At 65.5% G+C, this 14,968-nt stretch carries 16 protein-coding genes; 14 read left to right on the top strand and 2 right to left on the bottom strand.

Annotated elements, in window-relative coordinates; all coding sequences use genetic code 11:
- Window positions 1-310 precede the first annotated feature (310 nt).
- The 8 genes from C446_RS12265 (at window position 311) to C446_RS12230 (ending at window position 5,619) form a co-directional block, all read left to right on the top strand.
- The gene (locus C446_RS12265) at window positions 311-1,033 is read left to right on the top strand and encodes a fumarylacetoacetate hydrolase family protein (RefSeq protein WP_006673428.1); all 723 of its coding nucleotides are present in this window, start codon (window positions 311-313) and stop codon (window positions 1,031-1,033) included.
- Between the two features lie 57 nt (window positions 1,034-1,090).
- The gene (locus tag C446_RS12260) at window positions 1,091-1,372 is read left to right on the top strand and encodes a hypothetical protein (protein WP_006673427.1); all 282 of its coding nucleotides are present in this window, start codon (window positions 1,091-1,093) and stop codon (window positions 1,370-1,372) included.
- Window positions 1,373-1,498: 126 nt separating this feature from the next.
- Entirely contained in the window at window positions 1,499-1,870 is a 372-nt protein-coding gene (locus tag C446_RS12255; RefSeq protein WP_049920198.1) for a helix-turn-helix domain-containing protein, read from the top strand.
- Window positions 1,871-2,012: 142 nt separating this feature from the next.
- Window positions 2,013-2,429: a DUF4440 domain-containing protein gene (locus C446_RS12250; protein ID WP_006673425.1), complete on the top strand. Its 417-nt coding sequence runs from the start codon at window positions 2,013-2,015 to the stop codon at window positions 2,427-2,429.
- A 118-nt stretch (window positions 2,430-2,547) separates the two neighbouring features.
- Window positions 2,548-3,672 (top strand): hypothetical protein, encoded by a 1,125-nt coding sequence (locus C446_RS12245; protein WP_006673424.1) that lies wholly within the window; start codon window positions 2,548-2,550, stop codon window positions 3,670-3,672.
- A 12-nt stretch (window positions 3,673-3,684) separates the two neighbouring features.
- Entirely contained in the window at window positions 3,685-4,590 is a 906-nt protein-coding gene (locus tag C446_RS12240) for a cupredoxin domain-containing protein (protein ID WP_006673423.1), read from the top strand.
- Between the two features lie 108 nt (window positions 4,591-4,698).
- The gene (locus C446_RS12235) at window positions 4,699-5,211 is read left to right on the top strand and encodes a YkgJ family cysteine cluster protein (RefSeq protein WP_006673422.1); all 513 of its coding nucleotides are present in this window, start codon (window positions 4,699-4,701) and stop codon (window positions 5,209-5,211) included.
- Between the two features lie 123 nt (window positions 5,212-5,334).
- Entirely contained in the window at window positions 5,335-5,619 is a 285-nt protein-coding gene (locus tag C446_RS12230; RefSeq protein WP_076738713.1) for a translation initiation factor eIF-1A, read from the top strand.
- 72 nt (window positions 5,620-5,691) lie between these two features.
- Here the strand turns inward: C446_RS12230 and C446_RS12225 are convergent, their stop codons facing one another.
- The gene (locus C446_RS12225; protein WP_006673421.1) at window positions 5,692-6,264 is read right to left on the bottom strand and encodes a GNAT family N-acetyltransferase; all 573 of its coding nucleotides are present in this window, start codon (window positions 6,262-6,264) and stop codon (window positions 5,692-5,694) included.
- A 242-nt stretch (window positions 6,265-6,506) separates the two neighbouring features.
- Between C446_RS12225 and C446_RS12220 the strand changes: the two genes are divergently transcribed.
- Complete coding sequence (locus C446_RS12220) at window positions 6,507-8,381, top strand: DUF2339 domain-containing protein (RefSeq protein WP_006673420.1); 1,875 nt, start codon at window positions 6,507-6,509, stop codon at window positions 8,379-8,381.
- A 60-nt stretch (window positions 8,382-8,441) separates the two neighbouring features.
- Here C446_RS12220 and C446_RS12215 read toward each other — a convergent pair whose 3' ends face one another.
- Entirely contained in the window at window positions 8,442-9,140 is a 699-nt protein-coding gene (locus C446_RS12215; RefSeq protein ID WP_006673419.1) for an SDR family NAD(P)-dependent oxidoreductase, read from the bottom strand.
- 169 nt (window positions 9,141-9,309) lie between these two features.
- Between C446_RS12215 and C446_RS12210 the strand changes: the two genes are divergently transcribed.
- From C446_RS12210 to C446_RS12190, 5 genes are all read left to right on the top strand, one after another.
- A complete protein-coding gene (locus tag C446_RS12210) occupies window positions 9,310-10,791 on the top strand; it encodes a phytoene desaturase family protein (RefSeq protein WP_006673418.1) in 1,482 nt (493 codons plus the stop codon).
- A gap of 13 nt (window positions 10,792-10,804) precedes the next feature.
- Complete coding sequence (locus C446_RS12205) at window positions 10,805-11,743, top strand: prenyltransferase (protein WP_006673417.1); 939 nt, start codon at window positions 10,805-10,807, stop codon at window positions 11,741-11,743.
- On the top strand, window positions 11,736-12,638 hold the full coding sequence (gene cruF / locus C446_RS12200) for a bisanhydrobacterioruberin hydratase (RefSeq protein ID WP_006673416.1): 903 nt from the start codon (window positions 11,736-11,738) through the stop codon (window positions 12,636-12,638). The genes C446_RS12205 and cruF overlap by 8 nt, the downstream gene beginning before the upstream one ends.
- Before the next feature lie 98 nt (window positions 12,639-12,736).
- A complete protein-coding gene (gene bioB / locus C446_RS12195) occupies window positions 12,737-13,867 on the top strand; it encodes a biotin synthase BioB (RefSeq protein WP_006673415.1) in 1,131 nt (376 codons plus the stop codon).
- Between the two features lie 6 nt (window positions 13,868-13,873).
- Window positions 13,874-14,959, top strand: a complete 1,086-nt coding sequence (locus C446_RS12190) for a saccharopine dehydrogenase family protein (protein WP_006673414.1) — start codon at window positions 13,874-13,876, stop codon at window positions 14,957-14,959.
- Window positions 14,960-14,968: the final 9 nt, after the last annotated feature.

Genomic DNA, 14,968 nt, shown 5'->3' with positions numbered 1-14,968 from the left:
GCTCGTAGAGTTCCTCGAGTGTGATGTCATCGAGCCGTCCCATTACCACTTCCAGCGTCTCTACAGGTAAAGCACTTCCCTAGACACTAACGTTCGGCTGGCCCACGAGCGGAGACAAATAACTAACACCAGGAGCCAGCGTTGTCGGTATCTACAGAGAGACAGCGAGAGTTCCTCGGGGTCGTACGGAAGAGGTTGTCTTCCGTGATGACGAGACGCGAAGCGTCTCGAATCACGTGACCCCGAGGTACTTCACGACGACCGACCGGCACCGCTAACAGCCTCGAGCGAGGAACGGGAGCCAGAGACCATGCGACTCGCACGACTCTTGACATCCGACGGACCGGTTTCGGGCCGATACGAGGACGGTACCGTTCACGCCGACGACGGTACCTACGAGGTCGGTGTCGACGGCCGACTGCTGCCACCCTGCGAGCCGTCGACGCTGTACTGCGTCGGCCGGAACTTCGCCGAGACGCTCGAGCAGATGGAGTACGAACGACCCGAGGAACCGGACTTCTTCATCAAGCCGCCCACGGCGTTGCTGGGCCACGAGCAGCCGATTCCCTATCCCGAGTTCACCGACGAACTGACCTACGCCGGCGAACTCGCCGCGGTGATCGACGAACGCTGTCGTAACGTCGCTCCGGCAGAGGTCCCCGAGGTCGTCCGCGGCTACACCATTATGAACGACATCGACGCACTCGACCAGCAGGGCCGGACCGCGCGCAAGGCCTTCGACGGCTCCGGGCCGCTCGGGCCGTGGCTCGAGACCGACCTCGATCCTCACGGGATCGACATGCACACCGATGTCGCGGGCGAGCGCCGCCAGGAGGCAAACACCGAACTGATGCTGTTCGATCCCGACGAGATCGTCTCCTTCCTCTCCGAGCGGTTCACACTCCGGCCGGGCGATGTCGTCGCCTTCGGCAGCCCCGCCAATCCAGGTCTCGTCGAGCCCGGCGATACCGTCGAAATCACGTACGAGGGTGTCGGGACGCTCCGAAACGACGTAGTCGAGTCGCGGAACTGATCGGCGCGAACGCCCAGTCGTGTAATTTCTTGCCGCTGGCGTCCGTGTATCGGAACCATGGGAGACACGATCTACGTCGACCGGAAAGACCTCACTTCGGGGCAGATTCTCGAGAAACTCGACAGCGGAAACCGCGTGATCATCGAGGTCGACGTTCTCGGAAAGACGCTGCGGATGGCGTTGCGGAGACAGCAGGGAACGTACTACTGCGATACGCCGATGAAGCTGCTCACCTTCGAGTCACAGGAGGAGATGCAGTCCTGTCTCGAGCGGTATCGGCTCGCCAGGGCGGAGCCGGCCGAGGAGACGGAAGAAGACGTTCGGCCCTCGGCCGAGTGAGCGTCACGGCGGTGACGATTGGGAGTTGCCTACGGATCGAGTCGGGTCGACCGACAGTGACCGGCGACGCTCGGGAGTTACGTTTCGCTCCCAAACTATAGGGCGGTACCTCCCTGACACAGGAACATGACCGACTCCGAGCAACGAATGGAGACGCTCATGCTCGTCGATAGTCCGGAGTTCGAGCGGATCATGGAGTGTGTATTTGGCATCCAGTCCCACGAGACGCGCACGTACTTTCGACTGTTCGAACTCCAGGGGAGTACGGTCTCCGAACTCGCGACCGACCTCGAGCGCGACAGGAGCAACGTGAATCGGTCGCTGTCGACGCTGTCGGAAAAAGGGCTGGTCGAACGCGAACGCCGACTGCTCGACGGCGGTGGCTACGTCTATCAGTACTACGCCGTGCCGGTTCCGGACGCACAGGAGCGGATGCACGAGGCCGTCGACGAGTGGGCCGAGACGGTCCACGAACGCATCGACGAGTTCGGGCCGTAGGTTCGGAGCACGCTCGTTTTCTCCTCTCACCTGTTTCCTCACGACCCGGAGTTCGGGTCAGCGAGCGAGGAGCGACCGTTCCGAGAACCGCTTCCTGTCGGAGCCGGGATACAGTTTTGCGTCGGCCGCCCGAACGACCGCTATGTCGGATCGCTCGCGGTACGCGGCGGAGATCGAATCGTTACACGAGTTTTTCGTCGAGTGGTACGCAGGCCAACGGCCGAAAACCGACGCCGGCCGACTGGAGGAGGCGCTCGCTCCCGGGTTCGAGATGGTGACGCCCGACGGCGACCGACTGGCTCGCGAGGCGGTTCTCGAGGGAATCCGCGAGGACTACGGCCGCGACGAGCCGGGAGCGTTCGACATCGACATCCGGAACGTCGAAGTAGTCGCACGGACCGAGTCGCATGCGACGGTTCGGTACGAGGAGTGCCAGGAGACGACCGACGAGACGACGGGTCGGGTTAGCACGGTTCTGTTTCGTGACGATACGGACGCTCCTGGGGAGCTCGCGTGGGTTGATCTCCACGAAACCTGGCTCGAGTCGCCCGAGACGTAACGGCCATCGTCTCGGTCGGACGGCACTGTACTGGTGCTGGATATATCTACGTCCCGAGTGCGTCGGCTGCGCACAACCACCATAGCACCATCGTCTACTCGACACTGGTGTAGTACGTATGTCACCCGACCGACTGCGGACGATGAACCGACGACGCGCGATACAACTACTGGGAGCGAGCGGTGCCGTCGCGGTTGCTGGCTGTCTCGGTGGCGAAGAGGAAGCAGCCGACGAGAACGGCACTGAGGGCGACGAGACCGACGAGTCGAGAGACGAATCGGCGGACAGTGACGAAGCTCAAGAGGAGGAAGCGGACCTGGCGAGCCTCGAGCCGACCCCGGAGGGGGAGTCGCTCTCCGAGGAAGATATCTCGGCGCTGGTCGCGGCGTTCGACGATCAGCCGATGAACGAGGACCAACACGAGGTGGAGGGCGAAGAGCGATCCTACACCCCACGACACGTCTGGAAGTGGGTCAGCGACGAGACCCTGATCGGGCTTCACTTCGACGAGCCGAATCCGGAGGAAGCAACCGAACTCGACTACATCACGATCGGGCAGAAGGGACTCTTTACCGAGGAGAGCCAGCCCAGCGAGGAGTTTACGCACTTCCACCAGCACACGGCCGACGGCTGGGAGGCCGGCCACGGCGGCGACACCGGCGACGAGGGGTACTGGCTGACCCACATCGCGGTTCGGGAGATCGAGTACCCGTTCCACGACGAGCCGATCGAACCCCAGATCGACTACGGCTTCATGCCGACGCCGCCCGAGGAGGGCAGCGAGGGCCACGAAACCGACTGGGAGACCCCCGACAGTGGCGAGAGCGACCTCACCGACGCCGACCGGGACGAACTGATCGACATCTTCGACGATCGCTGGACGACCGGCCAGGACGACGCTCCACACGGCACGCCCGCACACGTCTGGAAGTGGGTCAGCGAGGAGACGTTCGTCTTCCTCCACTGGGACGAGCCGGCGGTCGAGGAGGCCGAGAACCTCATTTACTTCGGAATGGGTGTCCGCGGGCAGTTCACCACGGACGACATCCCCGCCGGTCAGGACGAGGAGTTCACGCACTTCCACAAGCACGAGGCAGACAGCTGGGAAGCCGGCCACGGCGGTCAGGACCCCGAACAGTGGGGCACGTGGCTCGTCCACCACGCTACCCGCGACCACGAGATGCCCTGGGGCGAAGTCGAGGTCGGCGTCGACCGCGAGTTCATGCCCACCCCGACGGAGTGATCACTGACATCCATGAACCCGAGACCCGCAAGTCGCAGACGGCTGCTGGTCGCCTTCGGGGCCGCCTCGAGTGCGGCGCTTGCCGGCTGTCTCGGCGACGACGAGTCGGAAAACGAGGGCGGCGACGAAGCGGAGTCTGAAGATGCCACTGCGGACGACGCCGAAGAGGAAGAGGACGTGATCGAGATCGAGACTCGCGAGGGCGAGGAAAAAGGAGAGGGAGAAGAACCCGACTTCGTCTTCGACCCCGCGATCGTCGAACTCGAGCCCGGCACTACCGTCCGGTGGGTCAACACCGACGGCGTCTTCCACACCGTCACCTCGACTGACTCGCTCGAGGAGAAAACCCCGAGCGACGAGTTCGACGCGACCATCGCCTCCGACGGCGACACGTTCGAGTGGACGCCCGACTCGGACGGCGTCCAGCACTACTACTGTGAACCACACGCCGGGTTCATGGAGGGCAGTCTGATCGTCGGTGACGGAAACGAGGACGAACGGGAGGCGGCCGAAGAAGCCCACGGTCACGACGAGGAAGACGACGAAGTAGAAGACGAGGAAGCGAACGGGGACGGCACGGCCGACATCGACGAGGAGTTCGCCGACCTGACGGGTGAAGACCACGTCGAGATCGAGACCCGCGAAGGCCAGGGAGACGAACCGGACTTCGTCTTCGATCCCGCGTTCGCCACCGTCGACGAGGGGACTACCGTCGAGTGGGTCAACACCGACGGCGTCTTCCACACCGTCACCTCGACGGCCGATCTCGAGCAGCGAAGCGGCGGCGGCGAGACGTTCGACACGACGATCTCGAGCGAGGGAGACACCTTCGAGTGGGAGGCCGACGAGCCTGGCCGCCAGCCGTACTACTGTTCGCCCCACGCGGGGTTCATGTACGGTGCTCTCGAGATCGAGTAGCCGCGGAATCGAGTGCTCGAGCGACGGACAATCCAGACGCGGAACGACCGTGACTGCCCTCCGGCCCAGGAAGAAAGGCACTTCCGCCCGCACCCCCTTCCCGCTGACGTGAGCACGGAGGTTCCCCACCGCGTCGAAGTCTACCCCGGCCGAGAGGTCGTCGTCGAGTTCGATCCCGACCTCACCTTCGAGTGTGTCGACGACTGTACCTGGTGTTGTCACCACGGTGTTCTCCTCTACGACCGGGACCTCCTCGAGCTCGCCCAGCGGGCCAACCTCGCCGAGAACACGACCGACTTCCGCGGCGAGAAGTTCGTCACCCGCGAGGAGAAAGACCGCGAGGACCACGTCGGCGACGACGGCTGTGCCTGTGCCTTCCTGCGGGAAGACGGGCTCTGTTCGCTGCACCTGGAGGAAGACTGGAAACCGACGCGGTGTTCGGTCTTCCCGCTTGCCGTCTGGCGCGAGGGCGGGGACCTCCACGTCGATATCCGCGAGTCGGCCCACGACCACTGTGACGGGCTGAACGTCAGCGACCGCACAGTGATCGACAACCTCGAGGCGTTCCTGCCGGAACTCCTGTGGGAACTCGAGAATCCGGATTCGGACCGCGAGTTGTGACGACGGCGGATCGATATCCGCCGTTTGCACGTGCGAGTGGTGACCCGTGGTTGCTGCTGGTTGGCTGCGACGTGGTACCACGACTCTCCAACCATTTAAACGTCTTCCGCTCGTAGGTAGATTGTGACAGAAGACTCCGGGCGACGGAACCTCCGTATGCCCAACAGCGACGAAGTATTCGCCGTCGTCACCGAACACCTCGGCGGGAACCACGTGCAACTCCGCTGCGAAGACGGCGAGGAGCGACTCGGCCGCATTCCGGGTCGAATGAAATACCGAACCTGGATCGAGCAAGACGACATCGTCGTCGCCGAGCCCTGGGACTGGCAAGACGAGAAGGCCACCATCGAGTGGCGCTACACCAGTCAGGACGCCGACCAGCTCCGCCGCGAAGGACACATCGACTGAGATTTTGCGCCGACTGCATACTGCAGTCCCAGAGCGTATTCTTCGGACCGTACCCCGACCGACGAGCGACCGCTATCGCTCGCACACGTCGCTGGTCTTCCGCCACTCCTCGCGTAACAGCCCGTACCAGTACATGTCGTGGTAGTCGCCGCGATACCAGGCTGCGTCCCGTAGTCGCCCCTCCCGCTCGAAGCCGAGACGCTCGAGGAGCCCGACCGAAGCGTCGTTGAAGCTCCCGACACGAGCACTCACTCGCCGCAGGTTCCGGTCCTCGAAGGCGTATCGGAGCAGTCTCGAGACCGCGTCGGAGCCGTACCCCTGGCCGTGGTGTTCGGGAGCGAGCCAGTAGGCGAGTTCTGCGGCCCGCGAGCGGGCAGTTTCGTCGGGACCGTACCGCGATGCAGAGAGCGTGACGACGCCGAGGGGGTCCCCGTCCGTACAGACGAGACAGTGGACGCCGCCGTCCGTCTCGGAAACGACGGTCTCGAAGAACTCCGCGGCCTGCTCGCGGTTCATCGGGTCGATATCGAGCGCGGGCCGCCACACGTCGGGCGCGTTCATGGCACGCTGGAGGAACGCGAGGTCGTCCCGCTCGATCGGGCGAAGCGTAACGCGATCGCTCTCGAGAAAGACCGGTCCAGGCATGGCCGACAGTCATGTCAGCCGAATATATAGCTTGCGACGACCCTCCGAACGTGGCCCGGGTTCAGCCGTGGCTCACACGCGCCACGTCGAACAACCCCTCGTAGTGATAGCGACGCTCCCGTAGAGGGACGTGTTCCGTGCGATTAGCGGTGGCTCACCCGAAGTCGACCAGTCGTCGCAGTCGTCGAGCGGGAGACCGTACCCGCCGATTTATGTTGTCGGAGTGAGACGACACAGGCGAGATGGCCGACGACGGGAACGCGAACGACGACCTCCAGGAGGATATCCGGCGGCTCCGGACCGAATTCGATTCGCTTCGCCGTCGAGTCGAATCGCTCGAGGAGGAACTCGAGGCCGAGGCCGACGATCCGTCCCGACCGGAGTCGGACCCCGAGACGAGCGAGAGAGAGCGGGCGGACGACCGCAGCGAGGGGACAGGAGCCGGCAACGCTGCGGACGACGAGGAGGCAAACGAGGCGTCGGCCGATCACTCGAGCCTCCGCTCGAGCGGGACGGCCCGCGACTGGGAACTCGCCGTCGGCGTTCGGTGGCTGGGCATCGCGGGCGCTGCCGCGCTCGTGATCGGCGTCGCGTTCTTCGTCCAGTTGGCAATCGAGATCGGGCTGCTCGGTCCGTTCGGTCGGGTCGTCGTCGGGACGATCGGTGGCCTGGCACTGTTTGCCGGCGGTCGATACGCCACGACGCGACAGGGGTACGTCCGCTGGGGCCGAATCGCCGCCGGGGCAGGGATGGCCGTCGCCTACCTCAGCATCTACGCTGCCTACGGCTTCGAGGGGTACCGCGAGGCGATCGGGACGCCGCTGTGGGCCGTCCTCGCGGCGCTGACGCTGCTGGTCGGCGTGACGGCGGTCGTCTCGATCCGGGACGGCGCGGCGCTGGTCGTCGGCGAGGCGTTCCTGCTTGGCTACGTCACCGCCGCACTGAGCATCGAGGCCGCGACGCTCGCGGTGACGCCCGTGTACCTCCTCCTGCTGGCCGGCGGACTGGTCGCCATCGCCACAGTCGAACCCTGGAGTCGGCTCGTCCTCTCGAGTACGTTCGCCACCTACGGCGTCGTTCTGCTGTGGCTCGTCGAGGTCGAGCCGTCGGCAGCCGTGCTCGCGCTGACCGCGGTCCTGACGCTTGTGATCTACCTGGCTGGCGGCTACGTTCTGCGTGACGTCACAGCGACGCGGTTCGAGAACCGTCGCTACCGTGTCCAGCTTATCGCCCTCCCGCTCGTCAACGCCGCGTTCGGAACGCTCCTGCTCGAGAACGCCGTCGAAGACGCGATTCCCGACGCGGCCGGGCTCGGTGCGATCGTCGTCGCGATTCTTCTCGGAGGTGCCTACGTGATCACCGACCGGGGATCGGTCAAAGCCGACGGAACTGCCGCGGCTGGCTCCGTCGGCGCTCTCGCGCTCGGTATCGGGATCGCGGTCGGGACGTTCGCGACGACGGTCGGCGCGCTCGCGATCGTCTGTGTCGGCGTCCTGGCGGCGAGGGAACTCGAGGAGCCCGGCTTCCGGTACGGGAGCCACGTCGTCGCCGGGGCGACGGGCTTCAAACTGCTCGCCGTCGACGCGAGCGAGTTGGCCGCGTTCGACGCCGCCGAGCCGATGGCGACGCTGACGGGTCGACCGGTCGCGTTCGCGCTCGCGATCGGCGTTTTCTACGGACTGGCGTGGTGGTTCGCCGCCGACCAGTCGACGCTCTCCGAGGCCGAACGCCGCTTCCTGCCGCCGCTCGAGGGCGTCTACGCGACCGCGGCGACCGGGCTGGCCGTGCTCGTGCTCGCACTCGAGTTGTCCGGACTCGGCGTCTCTATCGCCTGGGTACTGCTCGGCCTCGCCCTGCTCGTGGCCGGGTTCACGCTCGACGTTCGGGGGCTCCGGGCGCTCGCGATCGGCGTGTTCGGCCTCGCGACCGCGAAGGTGTTTCTCGTCGATACGCGCGATCTGGATACCGTCGCACGGACGCTGTCGTTTCTCGTGTTGGGGGCCGTGCTGCTCGTCGCCTCCTACGCGTACGCCCGCTCCCGGTCGGACGTGAGCCTCGAGTTGAGCGACGCGTTGGGACTCGGGGGCGGTGAGGGAGGTGACGGTGATCTCGAGTAGCGAGGGCGGCGGACCTGGACTCAGACTCAGACCCGGACCCGGACCCGAAACGACGACCACCTACCGCGTCGCCGTCTTCCACTCTTTCAGCCCGAGGACGTTCCCGTCGAGTTCGTCCGGATCGGCGTCCGTCGCCGCCCAGACGAACATGTCGGCGACGGCTTCGGGATCACGTCCCTCACCGCCCGAGAGGGCCGTCGAGACTCGTCCCGGGTCCAGACAGCCGACCGGGTGCTCGGTGTCGGCGGCGAACCCACGGGCAACCGCCTCGGCCGTCGCCTTCGAAATCGCGTAGGCACCGTATCCGGATTGTGGGTCTCGAGCGACCGCACCCGTCGGAACGAGTACGCGCGCCCCGTCGTTGAGGTGGGGCAGTGCCTCCCGAATCGTCGCGAAGACGCCACGGCCGTTGATTCGCCAGTGGTCGTCGACCGCGGTGTACGACTCCTCGTCGGTCGGAGTCTCACCGGCTTCGCCGTGGTAGACCCCTGCCGCGGCGACGACGGCGTCGATCCCCCTCGAGTCGCCGGTCCGGGACGCAGTCTCGACCAGCCGCTCGACGTCGAACTCGTCTCGAACGTCGGTCCGGACGCCGGCGGCCGCGGTCGCGCCGGCCGACTCGAGTGTCTCGACCGTCTCCGATACCTCGCTGTCGTTCCGTGCACCGATTACGACCGTCGCCCCGTCGGCGGCGAAGGCTTCGGCGACGGCGCGTCCGATTCCTCGCGTTCCACCAGTGACGACCACGGTTCCGTCCATACGGCCAGTACGGGCGGGAACTACACGAAACCAGCGGTCCGATCTACGGAAACCGGGCGGGGACGATTCCCCGTCGGTCCGCCGGTCCGCCGTCCCACGATGAGCGATGAGCGATGAGCCTACCTGAGTAAGACGTACGTTTTTCACTGCTGCACTATTCAATTAGGCTATGCAACCGTTGGCCGGTGAGTCTGTCGTGGTCGTCGGCGGAGGGATCGGGGGTCTGTCGACCGCCTGTTACCTCGCCGACGCGGGCGCGGAAGTGCGCCTCATCGAGAAGAACGAGCAGCTGGGCGGACGAGCGAGTCGCCTCGAGAAAGACGGGTTCGAGTTCGATATGGGTCCCTCGTGGTACCTGATGCCCGACGTCTTCGAACGCTTCTTCGGACAGTTCGATCGGACGCCGTCCGACTACTACGAACTCACCCACCTCGATCCCCACTACCGGATTTTCTTCAAGGACGGGGATCGAGTCGACGTGACGCCGGACCTAGAGCGTACGAAGGAAGTCTTCGAGGAGTACGAGGACGGTGCTGGCGAAACGCTCGAACGCTACCTCGAGAAATCAAAGGAGAACTACGAGGTCGGGATGGAACATTTCGTCTACGAGGATCGCTCGCGGCTCCGGGACTACGTCGACCTCGACGTCGCCCGGCAGGCACGGGGTCTCTCCTTGCTGGGCTCGATGCAAGATCACGTCGAGAACTACTTCGAACACCCGAAACTCCAGCAGATCATGCAGTACACGCTGGTGTTTCTCGGCGGTTCGCCGAACAACACGCCGGCCCTGTACAACCTGATGAGCCACGTCGATTTCAACCTCGGCGTCTGGTACCCCGAAGGTGGCATGGGAAGCGTCGTCGACGGGATCGTCGAACTCGGACGGGAACTGGGCGTCGAGTACGACACTGATCGGCCCGCGACGGCGATCAAGGGTCGCGAGGGCGCGTTCCTCGTCGAGACCCCCGACGGGCCGCTCCGGCCCGATCTCGTCGTCAGCAACACCGATTACGCCCACGCAGAACAGGACCTCCTCAAACCCGAACAGCGCGGCTACGATGCCAACTACTGGGAGTCGAGAACGTACGCACCCTCCGCGTTCCTGCTGTATCTCGGGGTCGAGGGCGAGGTCGACGAGTTGGCCCACCACACGCTCGTTCTCCCGACCAACTGGGGCCAGCACTTCGACAGCATCTTCGAAGAGCCCGCCTGGCCCGACGATCCAGCCTACTACCTCTGTGTCCCCTCGGAGACCGACGACGACGTCGCCCCGGAAGGCCACAGTAACCTGTTCGTGCTCGTGCCGATCGCGCCCGGCCTCGAGGACACGCCCGAGACCCGCGACCGGTACCGGGACGAAATCCTGGCCGATATCGCAGCGAACACGGGCACCGATCTCCGCGACCGGATCGTCGTCGAGGAACAGTTCTCCGTCGAGGATTTCGCCAGCCGCTACAACAGTTACCAGGGGACGGCACTCGGGTTGGCCCACACGCTCCGACAGACGGCGCTGTTCCGGCCGCCCCACCGCTCGAAGGAGGTCGACGGGCTCTACTTCGCCGGCGGCGACACGACGCCCGGGATCGGCGTTCCGATGTGTCTGATCAGTGGCGAGCTCACGGCGGAAACCGTGATCGAGGATCGCGGGTGACCGGACGCGGAGTATGCACGAGGGCGAGAACGCGCCACGGCGAGCGGACGGCGGAGACGGCTCCGACGGCGGAACGGGACGACCAAGCGACCCCGGATCGAGCGGCGGTGCCGGCCGCCTCGAGCGACTGCGGTACCTGCTTGTCCTCTCCCGGCCGCGGTTCTGGCTCTACCTCGCGGGTCCCGTCGTGGTCGGCGTGGCTTACGCCGCCGAGAGTCGGCCGGAGCTGTTTGCGCCCGCCGCAGTCGTCCTGTTCGCGTACTTCCTCGTCCCGGCGAACGTCTTCCTCTACGGGATCAACGATGTCTACGATCGGGACATCGACCGCGAGAACCCGAAGAAAGACGAGAAAGAGGCGAGATACCAGGGTCAGGGGTACGTTCCCGCGGCCGTCGCAGTCTGTGGCCTGTTGCCGGTGGTTCTCCTGCCGGTCGTCCCCTCGGCCGCCTGGCCGTGGATCGTCGTCTTCCTCGTTCTGGGAGCGGCCTACAGCGCACCGCCGGCCCGGTTCAAGACGACGCCGGTGCTCGACTCGGTGTCGAACGGACTCTACATCGAACCCGGCGCGGCAGCCTACGCCGCGGTCGCTAGCACCCAGCCACCCGCACTCGCCGTCCTCGGTGGCTGGCTGTGGGCGATGGGAATGCACACCTTTTCGGCGATTCCGGACATCGAACCCGACCGTGCAGCAGGTATCGAGACGACGGCGACGGTCCTCGGCGAGTCCCGAACGTACGCCTACTGTGGCGGCTGCTGGCTCGCAAGCGCCGTCGCCTTCGGCGCGATCGACTACCGGCTCGGGGCCGCCATGGCCGTGTACCCCGCGCTCATCGCGGTCGTCGTGGGCTCGAGCGTCGCCGTCGATCGTGCCTACTGGTGGTTCCCCGCGATCAACACCGTCGTCGGAGCCGCGCTGACGATGGGCGGTCTCTGGAGGATGATCTATGGATAGATCGAGTTCGAACACGCACGCATCCAGCAGTCGAGTCGGTCGAAGACAGGACGTTCAGCGACGCCTCGAGGAGCTCATTCGGGAGCATCGGTTCACGATCGCCGTCGTCTTCCCGGTCGTCGGCGCGGTGACGCTGGTCGCGAGCGCGGAGGGGTGGCTCCCGGAGCCGCTCGCGTACAATCCCCTGTTTATCCTGTTTGGAACGGCGGTCATGCGTTCGCCGCTACTCGTCGGGGTCCTCCCACGGATCGGCTGGTGGGCGCTGGGCTGTCTCGGCGTTCTGACGGCCTACACCTACGCGATCGAGATGGTCGGCGTCCGGACGGACTGGCCCTACGGAGCCTTCGAGTACACGATCCAGCTCGGGCCGATGCTGCTGGGGGAGGTGCCGATCGCGCTTCCGCTGTTTTTCATCCCACTGGTGCTGAACGCCTACCTGCTGACGCTGCTGGTGCTTGGTGACTGGAGCGACCGACTCCTGGTGAGGGTCCCAGTCGCGATTGCGGCCGTCGTCGCCATCGACGTCGTTCTCGACCCGGCGGCCGTCGCCATCGGTTTCTGGGCCTTCGAGTCCGGCGGGTTCTACGGGGTCCCCCTCTCGAACTACGCCGGCTGGGTGCTGTCGGGGACCGTCGCCGTCGCGCTCGTCGATCTCGCGTTCGAACGATCGGGACTGCTCGAGCGCGTCCGCGAGTGTGAGTTCATGCTGGACGATCTGGTGAGTTTCGTGTTGCTGTGGGGGTCGATCAACCTCCTGTACGGGAACTGGCTCGCCGCGGGGGTCGCCGGGCTGTTCTGTCTCGGCCTGTTCAGCACCGACCGATACGACCGTGAGATGGTGCTGACGGCGCTTCCCCGGTTCGATCCGGACCCCTCGAGCGGGCCGCGAAACTGACGGCATCGTCCGCCAGCCGTCCGCTTACGTCGTCTTTTCTTCGCAACACGACCGTCTAGCACGTAACAATTAACACGCCGTAAACCGATATAGATATCGTGGTTTACGAGACAGCGAACCGAGTGATCGACGAGGCGGTGACGCGCGTGCTCGACGGCGAGTCGCTCGATCGAACCGACGGACTGGCGCTGATCGCCCAGCCGGTCGACGAACTCGCCGCGGCGGCGGACTACGTCCGGGCACAGTTCGGCGACGGGACGGTCGATGCCTGTTCGATCGTCAACGCGAAAGCCGGTAACTGCGCCGAGGACTGTGGGTTCTGTGCCCAGTCCGTCCACTTCGATACGGGTATCGACACCCACGACTTCCTCGAGCCCGAGGAGATTCTCGAGGCCGCAAAACGCGCCGAACGGGACGGTGCCCAGCGGTTCGGCATCGTCGTCGCAGAGAAAGGCGTCTCCAAGGAGAACCGTCCCGAGGAGTGGCGAGACGTCATCCGGGCGATTCGCCTGGTACGGGACGAAACCGACGTCGAGATCGACGCGTCGCTTGGCATTCTGACCGAAGACGAGGCCGAAACCCTCGCCGAGGAGGGGATCAATCACTACAATCACAACGTCGAAACCTCGCCGCGATTTTTCCCGGAGATCGTCGATACCCACAGCTTCGAGGACCGGGTGAAGACGCTCGAAATCGCCAAGAACGCAGGTATGGACCTCTGTGCGGGCGTCATCCTCGGGATGGGTGAGACGCCGACCGACCGCGTCGAAGCGGCCATCGCGTTGCAGGAGATCGGGATTTCGTCGCTTCCCGTGAACGTGCTCAACCCCGTTCCGGGAACGCCGCTTGCCGAGCGACTCGGCGGCTCGGCGGATATATCGACGGCAGAGATCGTCAAGACGGTCGCGGTCTATCGACTGCTTCACCCGACCGCGAGAGTTCGCCTGACCGGCGGGCGAGAGGCGAACCTCGAGCCCGACGAACAACACCTGCCGCTGGAAGCCGGTGCCGACGGCCTCCTCACCGGCGACTACCTCACGACGGGCGGCCAGTCGCCGGACGAGGACCTCGAGATCATCGAACGCGCCGGCATGCGCCCGAACATGGACGCAAACGAGTTCGATCCCGATGCGGTACGTACGCGAGCCGACGGACCCGTTCGCGACCGTGACGGAGCCGACATCGACGCAGCCGCGGAACCGAACGCAGCAACCGACCGAACCGACTGAGACAGCATGACGGAGATCACCTTTGCGGTACTGGGAACCGGTGGTATCGGCCGACGAACGCTCGAGGTTAGCCAGCACGCGGACGGGCTCGTCCCGGTCGCGGCCTGTGACCGGAACGGAATCGCCGTCGATCACGACGGACTCGACGTCGACGAGCTGCTCGCGGCAACGGAGGGGAACGTCGCGGGCGACGGCCGCGGCGACACTGCGGGACCGGACGCGGCGACCGACGGCGGCGTCGAGGCAAGCGGGACGGGAGGCGGCGTCAAACAGACCGGCGACGGAGCGGGCGTCGTCGCCTCCGAGCAGGGGGAGCCGACCGATACGCCGATCGACGACGTGATCGCGGAGTCGGAGCCGATCGACGCCGTCCTTATCGCGTTGCCGAACCTCGAGCACGATTTCATCCCCCGCATCGCCGATCGGTTCGTCGACGCTGGCTACGCCGGCGTGCTCGTGGACGTGCTCAAGCGCTCGCGGGTCATCGACATGCTCGACGAGCGCGCGGAGACCTTCGAGGACGCCGGGATCACGTTCGTCTGTGGTGCCGGTGCGACGCCGGGGTTCCTGACGGGCGCAGCGGCGCTTGCCGCTCAGTCGTTCGTCGAGGTACAGGAGGTCGACATCTGGTGGGGTGTCGGTCTCAAGTCCGGCTACGAGGACAACCGCGGGACCGTCCGCGAGGACATCGCTCACCTCGACGGCTACGATGTCGAAACTGCCCGGTCGCTCAGCAAAGACGAAATCGAGGACCTCGTCGAGGAACACGACGGCGTCCTGGAGTTTCACGACATGGAACACGCCGACGACGTTCTGCTGGAACGGGCGGGAATCTGTGACGCCGACGATGTCTCCGTCGGCGGCATTCTCGACGTCCGCTCGGACGAGAAACCGACCACGACGACCGTCAGCGTGACCGGGACGACGTTCGACGGTGAGACGGCGACCAACACGTTCCAACTCGACGACGACACGAGCATGGCGGCCAACGTAAACGGTCCCGCGCTGGGCTACATGAAAGCGGGCGTAATGCGCCACCGCGTCGGCGACGACGGCGTCTACGGCCCCGCAGAACTGATGCCGCGGTTTTGACTCCGAGAG

The sequence above is a fragment of the Halobiforma nitratireducens JCM 10879 genome, from assembly GCF_000337895.1.
Classification (GTDB): domain Archaea; phylum Halobacteriota; class Halobacteria; order Halobacteriales; family Natrialbaceae; genus Natronobacterium; species Natronobacterium nitratireducens.
Note: the sequence above shows the minus strand (reverse complement) of the source record. Positions and strands in the feature narration are given on the sequence as shown.

What these genes read in the sequence shown, in the direction of transcription:
- C446_RS12265 (WP_006673428.1), top strand. Translation starts at nt 311, where the DNA reads ATGCGACTCGCACGACTCTTGACATCCGACGGACCGGTTTCGGGCCGA.
- C446_RS12260 (WP_006673427.1), top strand. Translation starts at nt 1,091, where the DNA reads ATGGGAGACACGATCTACGTCGACCGGAAAGACCTCACTTCGGGGCAG.
- C446_RS12255 (WP_049920198.1), top strand. Translation starts at nt 1,499, where the DNA reads ATGACCGACTCCGAGCAACGAATGGAGACGCTCATGCTCGTCGATAGT.
- C446_RS12250 (WP_006673425.1), top strand. Translation starts at nt 2,013, where the DNA reads ATGTCGGATCGCTCGCGGTACGCGGCGGAGATCGAATCGTTACACGAG.
- C446_RS12245 (WP_006673424.1), top strand. Translation starts at nt 2,548, where the DNA reads ATGTCACCCGACCGACTGCGGACGATGAACCGACGACGCGCGATACAA.
- C446_RS12240 (WP_006673423.1), top strand. Translation starts at nt 3,685, where the DNA reads ATGAACCCGAGACCCGCAAGTCGCAGACGGCTGCTGGTCGCCTTCGGG.
- C446_RS12225 (WP_006673421.1), bottom strand. Translation starts at nt 6,264, where the DNA reads ATGCCTGGACCGGTCTTTCTCGAGAGCGATCGCGTTACGCTTCGCCCG.
- C446_RS12220 (WP_006673420.1), top strand. Translation starts at nt 6,507, where the DNA reads ATGGCCGACGACGGGAACGCGAACGACGACCTCCAGGAGGATATCCGG.
- C446_RS12215 (WP_006673419.1), bottom strand. Translation starts at nt 9,140, where the DNA reads ATGGACGGAACCGTGGTCGTCACTGGTGGAACGCGAGGAATCGGACGC.
- C446_RS12210 (WP_006673418.1), top strand. Translation starts at nt 9,310, where the DNA reads ATGCAACCGTTGGCCGGTGAGTCTGTCGTGGTCGTCGGCGGAGGGATC.
- C446_RS12205 (WP_006673417.1), top strand. Translation starts at nt 10,805, where the DNA reads ATGCACGAGGGCGAGAACGCGCCACGGCGAGCGGACGGCGGAGACGGC.
- cruF (WP_006673416.1), top strand. Translation starts at nt 11,736, where the DNA reads ATGGATAGATCGAGTTCGAACACGCACGCATCCAGCAGTCGAGTCGGT.
- C446_RS12190 (WP_006673414.1), top strand. Translation starts at nt 13,874, where the DNA reads ATGACGGAGATCACCTTTGCGGTACTGGGAACCGGTGGTATCGGCCGA.